Source organism: Mesorhizobium sp. B2-9-1 (genome assembly GCF_006439455.1).
Taxonomy (GTDB): domain Bacteria; phylum Pseudomonadota; class Alphaproteobacteria; order Rhizobiales; family Rhizobiaceae; genus Mesorhizobium.
On record NZ_VFTP01000008.1, the window covers coordinates 15789 to 32874 of the forward strand.

A 17086-nucleotide genomic window follows, 5' to 3' on the forward strand; every position below is an offset into this window, starting at 1 on the left:
TCCTCGATTGATGGCCCAAAAGAACCCCTCCCTGGGCCGTTGGAACGGGGACGGATGCCGCACGCGGATTCCACCCCTTGGCTGGGGTGTATGCGAAACAGGGCTTGGAACGTCAAGATATTGTTCGGTTTTTGCCCGGCTTTCGCCCAAAAGACGATGGTGCCGGCGTTCGCCCTGTCGCAGCAATGGAATTAGATCGATTGAAATAGAACGAGCGCGGCAAACCGGGCCAGCTCACCGGTGATGGCGGGCGCCGCGATCTAGCGCTCATATGCCTCGAGGGGCTGGAGCGTTCGCTTTGCAAATACTCATTGTGAGCATATCTTCCAGGCAAGACAGGAGTTAATCGATGAAATTCAAGGCTATCGTCCACGAAGCCGACGAGGGTGGATTCTGGGCTGAGGTCCCGGCCATCCCCGGATGCGCGACTCAGGGAGAAACCTTGGACGAGCTTCTGGCAAACCTGCGTGAGGCCATTGAGGGCTGCCTTTCTGTCGACCTGCCATCGTCATTCACTTCTGAGCCAGGCAGGATAGTGGAAATCGCCGTTTGAAGTCCATTTCCGGCAAGGACCTTGCCCGTATTGTCGAGCGGCAAGGCCGGCTGCTTCTGCGCATTGCCGGGATCCATCACATCTATGGAAGGAGGAAAGTATCGTACGTCTCTCCATTCCGATCCATGGCAACAAGCCTCTCAAAACCGGCCTCCTGCGCCATCTTGTGAAGATGGCGCAAATCGACGAAAACGACGTTTGAGGGCGCTACTCCGCCCCCTGCCCCATACGCCGCGCGGCGTAGCGTTCGATCGCCGACAGGCCGTCATAGATCAGCACTGCAAGCGCCGCGACAATCAGGCCGCCCTGCAGCACGAAGGCAAGGTTGTTCGAGATTAGGCCGGCGATTATCACCTCGCCGAGCGTCTTGGCGGCAACCGTCGAGCCGATGGTTGCCGTGGCGAGGCTGATGACCACCGAGAGCCGGATGCCGCCGAGGATCACCGGGGCGCTCAGCGGCAGCTCGACCTTCATCAGCCTTTGCCAGCCGGTCATGCCTGCGCCGCGCGCCGCTTCCATCACGTTGCCGGGCAGCGTGGTGAGCGCCGTCAGCGCATTCTCGAAGATCGGCAGCAAGCCGTAGAGGAAGAGCGCGATCAGCGTCGGCTTCTCGCCGAAGCCGACGGCCGGCACGGCAAGCGCCAGCACCGCAACCGGCGGGAAAGTCTGGCCGATATTGACCAGGCTGCGCGACAAGGGCAGGAACTCGGCGCCTGCCGGCCTGGTGACCAGGATGGCTAAAGCCACGGCCACGATCGTCGCCGCCACCGTCGCCATCAGCACGATCCGCAGATGCTGCAACGTCAGCGTCAGCAGGCTGCCCTGGTTGTAGATCGCCGGCGCGCCATTCTCGGTCAGCGGTTTCAGCAGCGGCTCGAACCAGTTCGGGCTGATGATGAAGACCGCCAGCAGCAAGAGAACAGCCATCCTCAGCAGCGCGGGCAGCCAGGCTTTCATTGCGGCCTCGCCGCGCGTTTGACCAGGCCTTCGACGGTGACGCGGCCGAGCAACTTGCCGTCGGCTCCTTTCACCGGCAGCGCCGGGCGGCCCGACCACAAGAGCTCGGCCAGGGCGTCGCGCTGCGTGGCTTCGCCGGGGATCGCCTCGCCTTCGGCACCGCCCGGCTCCACCGCATCGCGCACAGGCCCGAGCGACAGCAGCCGGAACGGCCTTTCGCTGGCGCCGACCAGTGTCTCGACAAAGCCGTTTGCCGGTCTGGCCAGAATCTCCGCCGGTCTTGCGTATTGCACCAGCTTGCCCGCATCCATCACGGCGATCTTGTCGCCCAGATGCACGGCTTCTTCCATGTCGTGGGTGACGAGGATGATGGTGGTGCCGAAGCGCTTCTGGATCGCCAGCAGATCCTCCTGCGCCTTGGTGCGGATGATCGGGTCCAGCGCGCCGAAGGGTTCATCCATCAAAAGCACGTTGGGCTCGGCGGCTAAAGCGCGGGCGACGCCGACGCGCTGCTGCTGGCCGCCGGAAAGCTCGTGCGGGTAACGCGGGCCATAGGCTTGGGGGTCTAGCTGGTAGAGCGTCATCAACTCGTCGACACGGGCCTTGATGCGATCCCTGTCCCAGCCGAGCAGCAACGGCACGGTGGCGATATTCTGCGCCACCGTGCGATGCGGAAACAGGCCGTGGCCCTGGATGGCGTAGCCGATGCTGCGGCGCAGCTGATAGCCGGGCACCGAGCGGTTGTCGGCGCCGTCGAGCTTGACGACGCCGGCGCTCGGCTCGACCAGCCGGTTGATCATCCTGAGCAGCGTCGTCTTGCCGGATCCCGACGTGCCGACAATGGTCGCGATGGTTCGAGGCTCGATAACCATCGAAACATTATCGACTACTGTCGTCTCGTCATAGCGCTTGGTGATGCCTTCGATCTCGATCATGCCGTTTCAACCCTGCGCTTGGTGGCGGTCATCTCGATGACGGCGTCGAGGATGATCGCCGCAGCAAAGGCCAGCGCCACGGTCGGCAGCGCGCCGAGCAGCACCAGATCCATCGCCGTCTGGCCGACACCCTGGAAAACGAACACCCCGAAGCCGCCGCCGCCGATCAGCGCGGCGATAGTGGCAAGCCCGATATTCTGCACAAGCACGATGCGGATGCCGGTCAGGATCACCGGAAAGGCGAGCGGGAACTCGACGTCGAAGAGGCGCTGGCGATCGGTCATGCCCATACCGCGCGCGGCGTCGTTGGCGGCGCGTGGCACGCCGGCGAGTCCGACCACGGTGTTGGCCACCACCGGCAGGAGGGAATATAGGAAGAGGGCAACAAAAGCCGGCGCGGTGCCGATACCCCTGATGCCGACCGCGGCGGCACCCGGCACATGCACGGCGACCCAGCCGAGCGGCGCGATCAGCAAACCGAAGAGCGCGATCGACGGAATGGTCTGGATGATGTTGAGCACATTGAGCACCCCTGCCCGCAACTTCTCGACGCGATGGCACAAGATGCCGAGCGGAATGCCGACGATCACCGCGCCGGCCAGCGAGCCAAGCGCCAGCGTGACGTGCTTGGAAGCTTCGGCCCAGAAACTGTCGGCGCGGCTGGCGTATTCCTTGAGGATGGAAAGACTGTCCCAACGTCCCGAAACGAGCAACGCGGCAATGGCTAAAGCGGCCAGCACGAGCACGCCGACGCGCGCCCCGGGCGACAGGTTCAGCCTGGTCAGCACATCGGCGAGAAGCAAGGTGAAGGCAAAGATCAGCAGCCAGAAACCGGAGGCTGGCGAGACGCGAGCGAAGGTGTTGCCGGCGGGCGTCAGAAAACCGCCGGCAACGCCGATAAGGACCGATAGCGCGACCAGCGCCACGACGCCGGCGATCAGCCTGAGCACAAGCGGCGTCCTGAGCAGGGCGACGATCGCGGCCGCTATCACTATCGCCAGCAATAGCATGCCAAGCGTGGACGGCAGCGCTTCGAGGATCGAGCGCGCCTGCCCGGGCACGATACGGTTGGCACGGAACGTGGCGAACGGGGCAAGGAACGCGGCATAGGCCACGATCGCGGCAATGACGACGCCGAGCTTGTCGAGGCGGATGGTCATGACGCGCGTTTGCGCGAGGCGCCCCCCTCTGGCCTACCGGCCATCTCCCCCTCTAGGGGGGAGATCAGATGTCGCGTGGGCCTTCGCCAATCACCAAGGCCGGAGAAGGGAGCGAGGCGCAGCAACTGCCAATCTCCCCCCTTGAGGGGGAGATGTCCGGCAGGACAGAGGGGGGCGCCTTGCACCGGCCTCTCGCTTTTCAAGACAAGGCTACTTCAAAAACCCGTTTTTCTTCAAAAAGTCTTCCGCCACGCCCTTCGCCGGCTCGCCGCCCAGCTGAACGCGGCCGTTGAGCTCCTGCAACGTGACGAGATCGAGCTTGGCGAAGACCGGCTTCAGCAGCGCCTCGATTTCGGGATGCTGCTTCAGGACCTGTTCGCGGATGATCGGTGCGGGCTGATAGACGGGCTGCACAGCCTTGTCGTCCTCGAGCACGACGAGGCCGGAAGGCTGGATGCCGCCATCGGTACCGTAGACCATGGCGGCATTGGCGCCGTTGGTCTGGTTGGCGGCGGCTGCGATGGTCGCGGCGGTATCGCCACCGGAGAGCGTGATCAGCTGGTCCGGCTTCAGCGTGAAGCCGTATGTCGTCTGGAAGGCCGGGAGCGCCGCCGCCGAATTGACGAACTCGGCGGAGGCCGCCAGCACAACCTTGCCGCCCCCCGCGACGTATTTGCCGAAGTCGGTCAAGGTGACGAGCTTGTTCTCGTCGGCCACTTCCTTGCGCAGCGCGATCGCCCAGGTGTTGTTGGCCGGCGACGGCGACAGCCAGACAATCTTGTTGGCGTCATAGTCGAGCTTCTTGGCGGTTTCGTAGGCCTTGGCGGCGTCCTTCCAGACCGGATCGTCGGCCTTCTGAAAGAAGAAGGCGGCATTGCCGGTATATTCGGGATAGATGTCGATCTCGCCGGCGGTGATCGCCTTGCGCACCACGGGCGTCGCGCCGAGCTGGATGCGGTCGGTCGTCTTGATGTTGTTGGCGTTGAGCACGAGCTGGATGATGTTGCCCAGCACCCCGCCTTCGGTATCGATCTTCGAGGAGACGACCACCTGGGCGCTGGCCGAGGCCGTCGCAATGCCGAGAGCGACGGCTGCTACGGCGAGCTTTCGGATTGAAAACATTGTGAAAATCCCTTGCTGTGGACCGATTAATCGGTGGCCGCATGTGAGCACGGCTATAACGGCCAGTCGGGGTACACGGTTTCATAATTGAGGGGATCAGCGCAATATCTTTGTTCCCGGCGCCAGGGAAGCGCGGCAGGCAGTCCCGACAGCGTGATGTCAGCTGGCGGCGCGCAAGCCCGTCAGCTTCAGGGTCCCGAGCGCCAGGAAGCAGAGCGCGACGACCGGGAAGACGATCCAGTTCAGCATGGTCCAACCCCACGCATTGTAGATCGCGCCGGACATCAGCGAAGCGAATGCGACGGAGCCGAACAGGACGAAGTCATGGAAACCCTGGACCTTGCTCTTCTCGGAGGGTCGGTAGCTGGCCGCGACCATTGCGGTGGCGCCGATGAAACCGAAATTCCAGCCGAGCCCGAGCAGGATCAGCGCCGTCCAGAACTGCCAGAGCGCCAAGCCGGAAAGCGCCACGGCAGCACAGCCGATCAGCAGGACAAGTCCTGTGGCGACGATGCGCTCGGCGCCGAAGCGATGGATCAGCGAGCCGGTGAAGAAGCTCGGCCCGAACATGGCCATGACGTGCCACGAAATGCCAAGCGTGGCATTGTCTTCCGACAGGCCGCAGCCGACCATGGCGAGCGGCGCGCCGGTCATGACGAAGCTCATCAGCGCGTAGCTGCCGACGGTGCAGAACAATGCGGCGATGAAACGCGGCTGGGCGACGATTTCAATCAGCGGGCGGGCATCGCTTGCAGCAGCTTCAGCGACGGCGCCGGTCCGGGAGGAAACCCGCAGGAACGACAGGATGAGCGCGCCAACCGCCGCCAGGGGCAGGATCGAGACGAAGGACCCGGCAAACATCACCGGAGCCAGCAATTCACGCGTGTAAATGACGATCTGCGGCCCGAGGACGGCGGTGATGATGCCGCCCGCCAGCACGAAGGAGATGGCGCGCGCCTTGAACTCGGGCGGCGCGTTGTCGGCGGCGGCGAAGCGGAATTGCTGGACGAAAGCGCCGCCGGCGCCGATGACGCAGAGGCCGAAGGCGAACAGCCAGAAGCTTGCCTGATAGAGCGCAAGCGTCGCGATCAGGCCGCCGAGCGCGGTAACGATGGTGCCGGTCATGAAGCCGCCGCGATGGCCAAGGCTGCGGATGATGGCGGCGGCCGGCAAGGACCCGAGCGCCACGCCAAGATTGAAGCCGGTGACCGGCGCCGTCGCCAGCGACTTGTCCGGGCCGAGCAGATATTGGCCGGCAAGCGCGCCGAGCGAAATGGCGATCGGAGCTGCCGAACCGACAATCGCCTGCGCAGCGGCAAGCAGCACCGCCGTGCGGCGCCCTTCCCTGCCGGTCTCGGCGATCGCGGCCATTGCGGTCGTCACGAAGCGTCCTTGCCTCGCCCCTCGCCGCGAACCCGGCGCGAGACGCGATCGAGGACGGCGTTGACCAGCTTCGGCTCGTCTTCCTCGTAAAAGGCTTTTGCGATGTCGACATATTCGGAAACGATGACGGCCACCGGCACATCCTCGCGCTTCATCAATTCGTAGACGCCGGCGCGCAGGATGGCGCGTAGCGTCGAATCCAGCCGCGACAGCGGCCAGTCCTCGGTCAGCGCCTGGCGGATGACGGGATCGATGGTCTTCTGGTTCTCGACGACGCCAGTCAGGATGGCGCGGAACCATTGCGCGTCGGCCTCGCGGTAGAGCGCGCCGTCGACTTCCTTGCCGAGGCGGAAGGTCTCGTATTCGGCCGTGATCTCGAAGACGCCGCTGCCGGCCACGTCCATTTGGTAAAGCGCCTGGACGGCGGCAAGACGGGCAGCCCCACGCTTGTTGGCGTGGCGCGCCGCTCCGGTCGAGGCGGGATCGCTCACGATTGGGCTCCGAATTTTTCTTTGAGGGCGATCATGGTCAGCGCCGCGCGTGCGGCGAAGCCGCCCTTGTCGCCTTCCGTCTTGCGCGCGCGCGTCCATGCCTGCGCGTCGTTCTCGGTGGTCAGAATGCCGTTGCCGATCGCGATCGCCTCCTGCACCGAAAGGTCCATCAGCGCGCGGCTCGATTCATTGGCGACGATGTCGAAATGATAGGTGTCGCCACGCACGACGGTGCCGAGCGCAACAAAACCGTCGTAATGCGTGCCGCCTTCGGCCGCGCCATCGAGCGCGAAGGTGATGACAGCAGGTATTTCGAGCGAGCCGGGAACCGTCACCACGTCATAGGTGGCGCCGGCCTCCTCGAGCGCGCCGGTCGCGCCTTCGAGCAGGGCGTCGGCGAGATCGTCGTGAAAGCGCGCTTCGACAATGAGCAGATGCGCCTTCGCCTTCGGGCGAATGAACGCTTTGCCATGTTGGGATGTGCCAGCCATAAAAGTCTCCGGGGGGGTTGCCGGTGACTTAGGCCGAAGCCGTGTTGACCGCAAGCGGAAGATTGGCGGGGTGCCGCTTGGTCTATCGCATCTTTATCCGAGGCGGTGGAAGCGGACAGCCGGTACCCAGGCTTTCAGCCCAGACAAGAACGGTTCCGTGATCCACCACACGGCTGGCATCCACATCGGCCATTGCTTCGCGGGTCAGCCGTTCTTTGAGCTTGGAATTCTCACCCTCCGTTGGAGTTCCCTTTCTCATCTGAACAGTTCCGCGATATCGGCCATCGGCCTAAATAGTTTCATCGGCTGATCCGGAAATGGCAAAAAACTTTCTCGCTGATAGAACCGGCGCGCGTTCTCGTCCTTTGCATTGACGATTACCGCAAACGCAGCAATCTCGCTGCGGAGAGATCGAAGCAGGGCATCGGCCAGGAGGTATCGGCCATAACCCCGGCCCTGTTGCCGTCGATCTACCGCTAGGCGCCCGAGCAGCGTCGCCGGAATCAGCGGATAACGCGGCAGCTTGCGAACCGTCTCAACAGGCCATTCACCGACACTCACCGCAGTCGATGAGAGGGTATAGTAGCCTGCAATAGCTCCGTCCGGCATGACCAGCACAAACGGTGCTGCAATGTTCTTGCGAGCGTCTTGTCCGGCCTGCATTCGAAGATATCGATCAAGTGGCTCTACGCCGCATTCGAACGAGTTTCTGTCGTGCTGCGAACCGAGCACCTCAACTCGCAAAGAGGCCTCGGTCGAGCCCGTCACCCTCAGATGCCAGTGGCTTGGCGATACCGACGCACCGTATCGCGCAGGCGATCGTTCACTGGTTTCGGATTGACTAGAGCATCCACGAATGCCCTGCTGTCGCTGACAGATAGTTCAAGGCGCTGGTGCTCTTCGATGGCCCGGCGGGCAGCCTCCTGGACGCTGCTCAGCACGAAGTCAGTCACGGTGCGGCCTTGCAGCGCTGCAGCACGCTCAATCAGGCTCTTCTGATCCGCAGTGATGCGAGCTTCTAGGCGTTCACCACGGGCGCGATTGCGAGGTGGATGTGCATGTACCGTCATCATCGTTTCTCCTGAAGACAATGTACGGCCAATGGCCGGCAACTTCAAGGCCTGTCATCAAAGCCCCTCTTTCGCTGCCTCGGCCAGGCGCGCGGCATAGCGGGCCATGGTGTCGATCTCGATGTTGACGCGGTCGCCGGCCCGGCGCTCGCCCCAGGTGGTGACGCTCAGCGAGTGATGGATGAGGAGCACGTCGAAGCGGGTCGCTTCGACCTTGTTGACGGTAAGCGAGGTGCCGTCGAGGGCCACCGACCCTTTCGGCGCGATGAACTTCGCCAGATTGCGCGGCGCTTCCAGCGTGAAGCGCACGGCATCGCCCTCCTCCTTGCGCTCGACGATTTCGGCGGTGCCGTCGACATGTCCGGAGACGATGTGGCCGCCGAGTTCGTCGCCGATCTTCAGCGCGCGTTCGAGATTTATCCTGGTGCCGGGCTTCCAACTCGACGCAGTGGTCAGCCTCAGCGCTTCCTCCCAGGCCTCGACCTCGAACCAGCGCGCATTCGAGCCGTGCTCGGGCAGCGCCGTGACCGTCAGGCAAACGCCGCCGCAGGAGATGGAGGCGCCGATCGCGATGGTCTCGGGATCATAGGCGGTGTCGATGCGCAGGCCGACGCCTTCCGCCAGCGGCTTCACCGAAGCGATAGCGCCCACATCCGTGACAATTCCTGTAAACATCAGAGAGCGTCTTTCGTTTTGACCATGATCTCGCACAAAAACCGGTTCCCACTTTTCGCGATCATGGTCTTACCCATTCGGCATAGCTGTCCTCGCCAAACCGCATGTCGCGCAATTTGCGAAAGCCTGCCGGGATATGGTCGGCGTCGATGGGCGATGCAATCCCATCCTCGCCGATTGCCTCCGGCCCCTGGAACAGGACGATGCGGTCGACTAGGTCTTCCTCCAGGAAGGCCTTGGCCACCCTGGCACCGCCTTCGACCAAAACGCTTGCCATCCCGAGCGCGGCAAGGTCTTCCAGCAATTCCGGCAGAGCGACGAAGCCATCATAGGTTTCGGTGCCGATGAAGCGCACGCCGGCGCGTTCGAGCGCTGCCCGCCGATGCGGATCGGCCTCCAGGCAAGCGGCGACATAGAGCGGCACGCGGTCGACGCCGGACACCAGCCTGGACGTCTCCGGCAACCGGATCTGCCGATCGAGGATGATACGCGCCGGCGAACGGTTCTCCAGCCCGGGCAGGCGCACGGTCAGCGCCGGGTCGTCCTCGAGCGCGGTGCCGATGCCGATCAGGATGGCGTCCGCCTCGGCGCGCATCAGATAGACATCGCGCCGGGCGATCTCGCCGGTGATGGCGACCTGTCCGGCGCCTATGCGGCCGATCTTGCCGTCGCTCGAAAGCGCAAGCTTCAGAGTCACTTCCGGGCGTTTTTTCAGAGAACGAGTCAGATAGCCGGCCATCTGCTCGGCGGCCTCGGTGGCCAGCACCTTCTCCGCCACCTGGACGCCGGCGGCGCGCAGGATGGCGTAGCCCTTGCCGGAGACGCGCGGATCGGGATCGCTCGCCGCACCGACGACGCGCGCGATGCCGGCATTGACCAGCGCGTTGGCGCAGGGCGGCGTGCGGCCGTGATGGGCGCAGGGCTCCAAGGTGACGTAAGCCGTGGCACCCCGCGCAAGCTCGCCGGCCTCGGCAAGCGCTTCGGTCTCGGCATGGGGGCGGCCGCCCACGGCCGTCACGCCAGTGCCGACAATCATCGGGCCGGCGCCGTCGTCGCGCACGATGATGGTGCCGACGGAAGGGTTGGTGGAGGTGCGGCCGGCATTGCGGCGCGACAGCCTGATGGCCGCGGCCATGAAACGGCGATCAAGGACCGACTGTGCGGCCTCATCCAGTCGCTGTCCCACCATGATCAGCCGGCGTCCTCTTCGGTCTTCTCCTCGTCGCCCTTCAATTCGCCCAGCAGCTCGTGAAAATCCTTGGCCTCGCGGAAATTGCGATAGACCGAGGCGAAGCGGACATAGGCGACGTCATCGAGCGACTTCAGCGCCTCCATCACCAGCCGGCCGACCTCACCCGAGGCCACCTCGGTTTCGCCGGAGCTTTCGAGCTGGCGCACGATGCCGGTGACGGCGCGGTCGATACGCTCGGGATCGACATTGCGCTTGCGCACCGCGATCTCGACCGAGCGCAGCAGCTTGTCGCGGTCGAACGGCACCTTGCGGCCGGACTTCTTGACAACCACAAGGTCACGCAATTGCACGCGCTCGAAGGTGGTGAAACGACCACCGCAATCAGGGCAGACGCGGCGCCTGCGGATGGCCGCGCCATCCTCCGCGGGACGCGAATCCTTCACCTGCGTATCTTCGGACTGGCAATAGGGACAGCGCATGGGAAGCTTTCGGTTTGGCGATTCTCAGGATGCGGGAAGGCTTAGTTTGTTTTGCCGTTATGGCAAAGCGCGGAGCCTTCCTATCAGAGATAGCGAGGCGCAAGCACAATTGCCAGCGCCCTGCCCCAGGGGTCGGCAGCGTCAGGGCGCGACGTCCTTGGTCAAAAACCCGCAGGACGTGCCGAGGTTGCGATAGGCCTTGGTGAAGCCATCCATCGGGATGCTGGCGACGGCCTGTTTGCCGAAGACCACATCGAGCGAGGTGACCTTGCGCATGGCGCGCAGCAAGGCCAGGCTGGTCTTGGCCTGGTTGTCGACCATCCAGCTCGGGCGGCCGCCGGCGGCGGTGTTGGAGGTGACCGTTGCGGCGACCTTCACGCCGGGGTCGCCGAAGGTCGCGGCGATCTTGTCGCCGGTCGGCAAGGTCTTGTTGTCGACGATGAACATGATGGCCGGGTAGGCATCCGGCGGCAGCGCGTCGCCGGTCGAGATCGACAGCGTCAGGGACCCGGCATTGCCGGCGCCGTCGAGGAAGGCCGTCGAGGCGGCGCAGGTCTTGTGCGCATCCTGGCCGGTATCGAGCGTGTCGATGATGGTGGTCCACCGGCCGAAGGTGCTGGTGGCGGGCAGATCAGCATCCGGCTTGGTTTCGTCCTGAGCCATCGCGGCGGAGGTGGCGAAGGCGGCAAGCGGGCCAAGCAAGGCCGCGGCGAGACGGGAAGTACGCATCATCGGATCTCCAGTAAGCCGCGCCGCCCAGAGGAGCGGCGCAAGCGCAGGATAAAAGATGACGCGTGGCGCCCGGTCAACCGAGATAGGGATAGAGCGGGAAGCGATCGGTCAGCGCCGTGACCTTGGCCTTCACAGCGGCCTCGACCGCTGCGTTGCCCTCATCGGAATTCGCCGCTTTCAGCCCGTCCAGCACCTCCGCGATCAGCTTGCCGATCTCGCGGAACTCGGCCTGGCCGAAGCCGCGCGTGGTACCCGCCGGCGTGCCGAGGCGCACGCCAGAGGTGACGAAGGGCTTTTCCGGATCGAACGGAATGCCGTTCTTGTTGCAGGTGATGTTGGCGCGGCCAAGGGCTGCTTCCGCGCGCTTGCCGGTGGCGTTCTTCGGACGAAGGTCGACCAGCATCAGGTGATTGTCGGTGCCGCCCGAGACGATGTCGAGGCCAGTCTCCTGCAGGCTGGAGGCCAGCGCCTTGGCATTGGCGACGATGCTTTCGGCATAGGCCTTGAAGCTCGGCTTCAGCGCTTCGCCGAGCGCCACCGCCTTGGCGGCGATGACATGCATCAGCGGCCCGCCCTGCAGGCCCGGGAACACCGCCGAGTTCATCTTCTTGGCGATTTCCTCGTCATTGCACAGGATCATGCCGCCGCGCGGGCCGCGCAGCGACTTGTGGGTCGTCGTGGTCACGACATGCGCGTGGGGCAGCGGCGACGGATGCATGCCGCCGGCGACGAGGCCGGCGATATGCGCCATGTCGACCATGAGATAGGCGCCGATCGAATCGGCGATCTCGCGGAAACGCTTCCAATCCCAGATACGCGAATAGGCGGTGCCGCCGGCCAGGATCAGCTTCGGCTTCGTCTCATGCGCGGTCTTCTCGATCGCGTCCATATCGAGCAGGTGATCATCCTTGCGCACGCCGTAGGAGACGACCTTGAACCACTTGCCGCTCATGTTGACCGGCGAGCCGTGAGTGAGATGGCCGCCCGAATTCAGGTCGAGGCCCATGAAGGTGTCGCCGGGCTGCAGCAGCGCCAGAAACACTGCCTGATTCATCTGGCTGCCCGAGTTCGGCTGGACGTTGGCGAAGTTGCAGCCGAACAGCTTTTTGGCGCGCTCGATGGCCAGTTCCTCGGCCACGTCGACGAACTGGCAGCCGCCATAGTAGCGCTTGCCCGGGTAGCCCTCGGCATATTTGTTGGTCATGATCGAGCCTTGCGCCTCGAGCACGGCGCGCGACACGATGTTTTCGGAAGCGATCAGCTCGATCTCATGGCGCTGGCGGCCGAGCTCGTTGCGGATGGAGCCGAAGATTTCCGGATCGGCATCGGCAAGCGTGGTCTCGAAGAAGGATTCGAATTTGGTGGAGGCTGCCGCGGCATTAGACATGGCTTGCTTTCCCTTGGGGCCGGAGGTCTGCGAGGTCGCCGCGCATTAACACAGTTGTTTTCGGCCCGCCACGTTTGCGGCGCGAAATTTGCTGGCCGGTTTGCGTCAAGCCAAGCCTGGCGGGTGCTAATCGCGCGGTTCGCGGCTTCAGCAGCGCCTCTGAGAAGGTGATTTCGGTGAACAGCTTGCGCGCCGTATGGTCGTTGATGTCGCCACGGCGAAGCATCGCCCCGCGGTTCGGCGCGCTCGGCCTCGATGCCGGCATGGCTTAAGCCCAGTTCGATCGCTGATTCAATCCGATGCGCAATCGAACGCGCGCCGTCCAGCGCCGAGGCTGTCGTTCTGCTTGCTGGCAGTTGCGGCTGATCCGACCAAAAAGACCGCTACAAGAGCGGCCTTTTTCTTTTTAGATCAGGCACTTAAAGCGCAGAGCTGATCTGCAGCTCGGCGGCGCCGTCGAGGCCGTAAATGTCGTCGCGGAACTGCACGACGCCCGGAGCCGTCGACCATGCCGACAGATAGAGGAAGTGAACCGGCACCGGGTTGACGACCTGGATCGGCGTGTTCTCGCCGGTCTTGATCGCCGCCTCGAAATGCTGGCGGTCCCAGCCGGGCGTGTCGCGCAGGATCCAGGTGACGAGGTCGCGCACGTTCTGGACGCGCACGCAGCCCGAGGAATCGAAGCGCATCAGCTTGCCGAACAGGCTCTGCTGCGGCGTGTCGTGCATGTAGACGCCGTCCGGGCTCGGGAAGTTGATCTTGACCGAGGCCATCGCGTTGTTGTTGCCCGGGTCCTGGCGGAAACGGTATTTCGCGGCGTCGTCCGTCGACCAGTCGATGGTCATCGGATCGACCTCGCTGCCGTCCGGCGCGAACAGGCGGATGTGGCTGTCCTTGAGGTAGTTCGGGTCCTTCCGCATCAGCGGAATGATGTCCTTGCGCACGATCGAGACCGGCGCGTTCCAGTATGGATTGACGATGATCTCGTTGATCTTCGAGTTCACGATCGGCGTCTGGCGGTCGATCTTGCCGACGATCGCGGTATGGCGAAGCACGACACGGTCGTTCTCGACGGCTTCGATCTGGGCGCCCGGAATGTCGACCAGCACGTAGCGGTCGCCCAGCGTGCCGGCCTTTTCCTTCAGGCGCTCCAGATTGGTCTGCAACTGGCCGAGCCGGATCTGCGCCGAGACGTTCATTGCCGTATAAGTGTATTTGCCCATGGCACCGTCGGCCGGCAGGCCGTGCCGGAGCTGGAAGCGCTTTACCGCCGAGTCGACATAGGAATCGAAGGCCGTCGAAATGCCGGCGCTCTGCGGCAGGTCGCCCGAGACCATCAGGCGCTTGCGCAGCGGGACGACATCCGGATCGTCGACGCCGAGCTGCAATTTCTTGGTCGCCGGAACCTGTTCCCAGCCGCCCTGGGAGACGATGTTCTGATACTGCGCCACCGCCTGCTCGGTGAAGGCGACCGTCTGCTGGCTGAAGATCGGCAGCGTTGAGGCGACCTTGCTTGTGTTGTTGGCGCGGGCGTCGAACTGGTCGTCCCAATTGCCGCGCGTCGAGGACTTGAGGATATCCCCGACCACATCCTGCGCGCTGGCATGGCCGGCGACAACAGCGGCGGCGAGCGCGGAGGCTCCAGTGAGGAAGAAACGGCGGCTGGTTCTCATGGCAGACATTCTTGGCTATTCGCTCTCGCTCAATTCGCTTGCCGGGCGGCTTGTCCGCACTCTAGGGGTGGCGAACTTAACAATTCGCCAACCATGACCCACATCGTCGGCCGCCAGAAACGCGCTGCCGCCACGCAGGTTCCAAGGAGCGCAAGGCGCAGGCCCGCAGCGTCACTCACAAATCGCATTGACCGCGATTATGGCGGCAACGTGGCCTTGGCCCGCGATTTGCATGCGGCGGCACGGTGAAAGGAAGGGCGGCGATGCTTTTTTGCATCGGCGGCAACGCCGGCGCGTCCTTGCGAAGTAAGCACCCTGCCCTTCAGGCGCGGAGCTTCAATGTGCAGAGCGAACTCCCGCAGATGCCTGCCTTCGCAAAAAGAATAGGACCGGTGCGCTTCAGCACCGGTCCCGTACTCTTCTCCCGGTCGCGCTTCTTCGGCGCGGCTTTCCCGTCCCCAATTTCGAAGCGCTTACATCCGGTAAGCGATCGTATCGTTCCAGAAGCGATCGAGGCGCTGTAGCGCGCGGTTCATCTGCTTGAACTCGTCGGTGTTGATGCCGCCGACCGCCTCGATCGAGCCGACATGGCGCTCGTAGAGGCCGGCGACGACGTCGGCCACCTCGTTGCCCTTCGGCGTCAGCGAGACGCGGACCGAGCGGCGGTCGATGCGCGAGCGCTGGTGGTTGATGAAGCCGAGGTCGACCAGCTTCTTCAGATTGTAGGAGACGTTCGAGCCGAGATAGTAGCCGCGCGAGCGCAGCTCGCCGGCGGTCAGCTCGGAGTTGCCGATGTTGAAGAGCAGCAGCGCCTGGATGGCGTTGATGTCGGAACGGCCGTTGCGGTCGAACTCGTCCTTGATCACGTCAAGCAGGCGGCGGTGCAGACGCTCCACCAGCTGCAGCGATTCCATGTAAAGCGAGCGGATAGCCTCGCGGCGATCGTCGGATACGTTTGCGGTCTTCGCCGCCGGACGCGAATTGATCATTGTCTTTGCCTCTCGTTTGTCGCCTTGGTGATTTTTTGTTTTTCACCTTGATCGCGACACTATCGAATACTCATAAAATTCGACTTAAACGCCAGGGCTAACAAGAGCTTACCGGTAAGAGGTTTCGGAAGACGCTTAACGATCGGTCACCCGAGCAAGAACAATTAACCTAAAGATTTAGCCAATGGATCTTGCAGTGAAACGGGGCCGCGAGATCGGCCCCGAAGGCCGGCCCTCGGCCGGCTTTATGGGTGGAGCATGATGTCGTCCGAAAACCGCTTCACACTTTTCGGCATCACGCTCATTGGCGGAGCCGGCGCTTCTGCAGCCAGATGGTGACCCGAAAGACGATGTAGAGCAAGGCCACGCAGGCGTGCGATACGACGATTAGCAGCCGATTGCCGAAGAGATCGGGGAAACCGGCATACATCACCGTCTCGGTCGCGGCGCAGATGAACCAGATCACCGGACCCCACGACGCCAGCATCCAGAGGCCGGCGGCGGCGAAGGGAAAGAACACCGCGAGCATCGCTGCCGCCACCTGCCAGTGCACCGGCATCAGGTCGAAGCGCCACAGCTCGCCCGGATAGATGCCGATGAGGCGGATCCAATAGAGGATGCCGAACAACAGGCAGTAGCCGGCGATGACGCGCTGGAACCAGGCGAAGATGACCTCAGTGGTCGAGGGCTGCAGCACCACGCGCCTGGAGGTGACCTCGCTCACAGGACAAGCTCCTTGTCCCCGAGCGGCGCGAAATAGGCGTCGATGTCGGCCGTCCGGACCTCATCCAGTCCTGCCGGCCGCCACTCGGGCTTCGACCCCTTTTCGACGATGGCGGCGCGGATGCCTTCGTAGAAATCGTGGCCGGCAAGCATGCGGTTGAGGATACGGAACTCCATCTTCATGCATTCGTCCATCGACAGTGTCGAGCCGGCGGCGATCTCGCGCCAGGCGACGTGGAGGCTGGTCGGCGAACGAGTCTTGATCGCGGCAAGCGTCCTGGCGGCGAAAGCGTCTCCGGCGGCGGCCTCCTCGAGGCTGGCGATGATATCGGCAAGCGAGCCTTGCGAAAAATGGCGAGCGATCGAATCCAGGTCCTGCCGCTCCGTCTCGCGTTTTGCCGGCACGAAGAAATCGCGCAGCTCGGCATCCGGATCGTTGCTGGTCGCCAGCTCGCCGAGCAACCCCGCCTGGTCCTGCGCCTTGATCGTGTGCGTGGCAAGTCCCGACCAAAGCGCATCGCCGTAGCGGATGCGATTTCCGGTCAGCCCGAGATACATGCCGAAGGAGCCGCCGAGATCCGGCAGCAAATGGCTGGCGCCGACATCGGGGAAAAAGCCGATGCCGACCTCCGGCATGGCGAACTGCGCGTTTTCGGTCAGCACCCGATGCGAGCCATGGAAGGAGACGCCGACGCCGCCGCCCATGACGATGCCGTCGATCAAAGCGATATAAGGTTTCTTGAAGCGTGCGATGCGGGCGTTGAGCCGGTACTCGTCGGCGAAGAAATCGACCGGCGGTTCGCCGGCGCGGCCGGCCTCGTAGATATGCAGGATATCGCCGCCGGCGGAAAACGCCCTGCCCTCGGCCTTGACGACGACGAGACCGACGCCCGTGTCCCGCTCCCAGGCGTCGAGCGCCCTGTCGAGCGCCTTGACCATGTTGTGCGTAACGGCGTTGAGCGCCTTGGGGCGGGTCAAAGTGACCACACCCGCCTTGCCCAGCCGCTCGAAGCGGATCTCGTCGCCTCCGCCAAAATCCATCACCAGAGAATCCCTCTCTCCGCCCGCCGGGGG

General features: G+C 63.8%; 20 protein-coding genes. 1 reads left to right on the top strand and 19 read right to left on the bottom strand.

The features are described 5' to 3' along the window. Positions 1 to 349: 349 nt before the first annotated feature. Positions 350 to 553, top strand: a complete 204-nt coding sequence (locus FJW05_RS16160; protein ID WP_140633856.1) for a type II toxin-antitoxin system HicB family antitoxin — start codon at positions 350 to 352, stop codon at positions 551 to 553. 207 nt (positions 554 to 760) lie between these two features. On the opposite strand, the gene FJW05_RS16170 is transcribed toward FJW05_RS16160, so the two are convergent. The 19 genes from FJW05_RS16170 to FJW05_RS16270 form a co-directional block, all read right to left on the bottom strand. Further along, complete coding sequence (locus tag FJW05_RS16170; RefSeq protein WP_140633859.1) at positions 761 to 1510, bottom strand: ABC transporter permease; 750 nt, start codon at positions 1508 to 1510, stop codon at positions 761 to 763. After that, a complete protein-coding gene (locus FJW05_RS16175) occupies positions 1507 to 2445 on the bottom strand; it encodes an ABC transporter ATP-binding protein (RefSeq protein ID WP_140541289.1) in 939 nt (312 codons plus the stop codon). The genes FJW05_RS16170 and FJW05_RS16175 overlap by 4 nt, the downstream gene beginning before the upstream one ends. Then, positions 2442 to 3605, bottom strand: coding sequence for an ABC transporter permease (locus FJW05_RS16180; protein WP_140633862.1), 1164 nt, complete (start codon positions 3603 to 3605; stop codon positions 2442 to 2444). The genes FJW05_RS16175 and FJW05_RS16180 overlap by 4 nt, the downstream gene beginning before the upstream one ends. 210 nt (positions 3606 to 3815) lie before the next feature. Further along, positions 3816 to 4727, bottom strand: coding sequence for an ABC transporter substrate-binding protein (locus tag FJW05_RS16190; RefSeq protein WP_140541286.1), 912 nt, complete (start codon positions 4725 to 4727; stop codon positions 3816 to 3818). Between the two features lie 159 nt (positions 4728 to 4886). Beyond that, positions 4887 to 6098, bottom strand: coding sequence for an MFS transporter (locus FJW05_RS16195; protein ID WP_140634173.1), 1212 nt, complete (start codon positions 6096 to 6098; stop codon positions 4887 to 4889). An 8-nt stretch (positions 6099 to 6106) separates the two neighbouring features. Next, positions 6107 to 6601, bottom strand: coding sequence for a transcription antitermination factor NusB (nusB, locus tag FJW05_RS16200; protein WP_140541285.1), 495 nt, complete (start codon positions 6599 to 6601; stop codon positions 6107 to 6109). Beyond that, on the bottom strand, positions 6598 to 7092 hold the full coding sequence (locus FJW05_RS16205; protein WP_140541284.1) for a 6,7-dimethyl-8-ribityllumazine synthase: 495 nt from the start codon (positions 7090 to 7092) through the stop codon (positions 6598 to 6600). The genes nusB and FJW05_RS16205 overlap by 4 nt, the downstream gene beginning before the upstream one ends. Before the next feature lie 255 nt (positions 7093 to 7347). Continuing rightward, complete coding sequence (locus FJW05_RS16215; RefSeq protein WP_140633865.1) at positions 7348 to 7860, bottom strand: GNAT family N-acetyltransferase; 513 nt, start codon at positions 7858 to 7860, stop codon at positions 7348 to 7350. Positions 7861 to 7862: 2 nt separating this feature from the next. Continuing rightward, positions 7863 to 8162 (bottom strand): DUF1778 domain-containing protein, encoded by a 300-nt coding sequence (locus FJW05_RS16220; protein WP_140541372.1) that lies wholly within the window; start codon positions 8160 to 8162, stop codon positions 7863 to 7865. A 57-nt stretch (positions 8163 to 8219) separates the two neighbouring features. Further along, positions 8220 to 8837, bottom strand: a complete 618-nt coding sequence (locus FJW05_RS16225) for a riboflavin synthase (protein WP_140633868.1) — start codon at positions 8835 to 8837, stop codon at positions 8220 to 8222. Positions 8838 to 8898: 61 nt separating this feature from the next. Beyond that, positions 8899 to 10026 carry a bifunctional diaminohydroxyphosphoribosylaminopyrimidine deaminase/5-amino-6-(5-phosphoribosylamino)uracil reductase RibD gene (gene ribD, locus FJW05_RS16230; RefSeq protein ID WP_181164968.1) on the bottom strand — a complete coding sequence of 376 codons (1128 nt, stop codon included), beginning with the start codon at positions 10024 to 10026 and terminating at the stop codon, positions 8899 to 8901. A gap of 2 nt (positions 10027 to 10028) precedes the next feature. Then, positions 10029 to 10508 (bottom strand): transcriptional regulator NrdR, encoded by a 480-nt coding sequence (gene nrdR, locus FJW05_RS16235; protein WP_140541281.1) that lies wholly within the window; start codon positions 10506 to 10508, stop codon positions 10029 to 10031. Between the two features lie 141 nt (positions 10509 to 10649). Continuing rightward, positions 10650 to 11240 carry a hypothetical protein gene (locus tag FJW05_RS16240; protein WP_246673472.1) on the bottom strand — a complete coding sequence of 197 codons (591 nt, stop codon included), beginning with the start codon at positions 11238 to 11240 and terminating at the stop codon, positions 10650 to 10652. 73 nt (positions 11241 to 11313) lie between these two features. Further along, positions 11314 to 12627 (bottom strand): serine hydroxymethyltransferase, encoded by a 1314-nt coding sequence (gene glyA / locus FJW05_RS16245; protein ID WP_140633871.1) that lies wholly within the window; start codon positions 12625 to 12627, stop codon positions 11314 to 11316. Then, positions 12620 to 12892, bottom strand: a complete 273-nt coding sequence (locus tag FJW05_RS16250) for a hypothetical protein (RefSeq protein ID WP_181164969.1) — start codon at positions 12890 to 12892, stop codon at positions 12620 to 12622. The genes glyA and FJW05_RS16250 overlap by 8 nt, the downstream gene beginning before the upstream one ends. Positions 12893 to 13046: 154 nt before the next feature. Next, positions 13047 to 14300, bottom strand: coding sequence for a L,D-transpeptidase family protein (locus FJW05_RS16255; RefSeq protein WP_140633877.1), 1254 nt, complete (start codon positions 14298 to 14300; stop codon positions 13047 to 13049). A gap of 473 nt (positions 14301 to 14773) precedes the next feature. Beyond that, positions 14774 to 15289, bottom strand: a complete 516-nt coding sequence (locus tag FJW05_RS16260; protein WP_040983294.1) for a MarR family winged helix-turn-helix transcriptional regulator — start codon at positions 15287 to 15289, stop codon at positions 14774 to 14776. 301 nt (positions 15290 to 15590) lie between these two features. Further along, positions 15591 to 16013 carry a DUF6163 family protein gene (locus tag FJW05_RS16265; protein ID WP_140541278.1) on the bottom strand — a complete coding sequence of 141 codons (423 nt, stop codon included), beginning with the start codon at positions 16011 to 16013 and terminating at the stop codon, positions 15591 to 15593. Next, positions 16010 to 17053: an enoyl-CoA hydratase/isomerase family protein gene (locus FJW05_RS16270; RefSeq protein ID WP_140633880.1), complete on the bottom strand. Its 1044-nt coding sequence runs from the start codon at positions 17051 to 17053 to the stop codon at positions 16010 to 16012. Before FJW05_RS16270 ends, FJW05_RS16265 begins: the two co-directional genes overlap by 4 nt. Between the last annotated feature and the right edge of the window lie 33 nt (positions 17054 to 17086).

Excerpts from the sequence above, each read along its gene's own strand:
- FJW05_RS16160 (WP_140633856.1), top strand. The coding sequence starts at position 350 with ATGAAATTCAAGGCTATCGTCCACGAAGCCGACGAGGGTGGATTCTGG.
- FJW05_RS16170 (WP_140633859.1), bottom strand. The coding sequence starts at position 1,510 with ATGAAAGCCTGGCTGCCCGCGCTGCTGAGGATGGCTGTTCTCTTGCTG.
- FJW05_RS16175 (WP_140541289.1), bottom strand. The coding sequence starts at position 2,445 with ATGATCGAGATCGAAGGCATCACCAAGCGCTATGACGAGACGACAGTA.
- FJW05_RS16180 (WP_140633862.1), bottom strand. The coding sequence starts at position 3,605 with ATGACCATCCGCCTCGACAAGCTCGGCGTCGTCATTGCCGCGATCGTG.
- FJW05_RS16190 (WP_140541286.1), bottom strand. The coding sequence starts at position 4,727 with ATGTTTTCAATCCGAAAGCTCGCCGTAGCAGCCGTCGCTCTCGGCATT.
- FJW05_RS16195 (WP_140634173.1), bottom strand. The coding sequence starts at position 6,098 with ATGGCCGCGATCGCCGAGACCGGCAGGGAAGGGCGCCGCACGGCGGTG.
- FJW05_RS16205 (WP_140541284.1), bottom strand. The coding sequence starts at position 7,092 with ATGGCTGGCACATCCCAACATGGCAAAGCGTTCATTCGCCCGAAGGCG.
- FJW05_RS16220 (WP_140541372.1), bottom strand. The coding sequence starts at position 8,162 with ATGACGGTACATGCACATCCACCTCGCAATCGCGCCCGTGGTGAACGC.
- FJW05_RS16225 (WP_140633868.1), bottom strand. The coding sequence starts at position 8,837 with ATGTTTACAGGAATTGTCACGGATGTGGGCGCTATCGCTTCGGTGAAG.
- ribD (WP_181164968.1), bottom strand. The coding sequence starts at position 10,026 with ATGGTGGGACAGCGACTGGATGAGGCCGCACAGTCGGTCCTTGATCGC.
- nrdR (WP_140541281.1), bottom strand. The coding sequence starts at position 10,508 with ATGCGCTGTCCCTATTGCCAGTCCGAAGATACGCAGGTGAAGGATTCG.
- FJW05_RS16240 (WP_246673472.1), bottom strand. The coding sequence starts at position 11,240 with ATGATGCGTACTTCCCGTCTCGCCGCGGCCTTGCTTGGCCCGCTTGCC.
- glyA (WP_140633871.1), bottom strand. The coding sequence starts at position 12,627 with ATGTCTAATGCCGCGGCAGCCTCCACCAAATTCGAATCCTTCTTCGAG.
- FJW05_RS16250 (WP_181164969.1), bottom strand. The coding sequence starts at position 12,892 with ATGCCGGCATCGAGGCCGAGCGCGCCGAACCGCGGGGCGATGCTTCGC.
- FJW05_RS16255 (WP_140633877.1), bottom strand. The coding sequence starts at position 14,300 with ATGAGAACCAGCCGCCGTTTCTTCCTCACTGGAGCCTCCGCGCTCGCC.
- FJW05_RS16260 (WP_040983294.1), bottom strand. The coding sequence starts at position 15,289 with ATGATCAATTCGCGTCCGGCGGCGAAGACCGCAAACGTATCCGACGAT.
- FJW05_RS16270 (WP_140633880.1), bottom strand. The coding sequence starts at position 17,053 with ATGGATTTTGGCGGAGGCGACGAGATCCGCTTCGAGCGGCTGGGCAAG.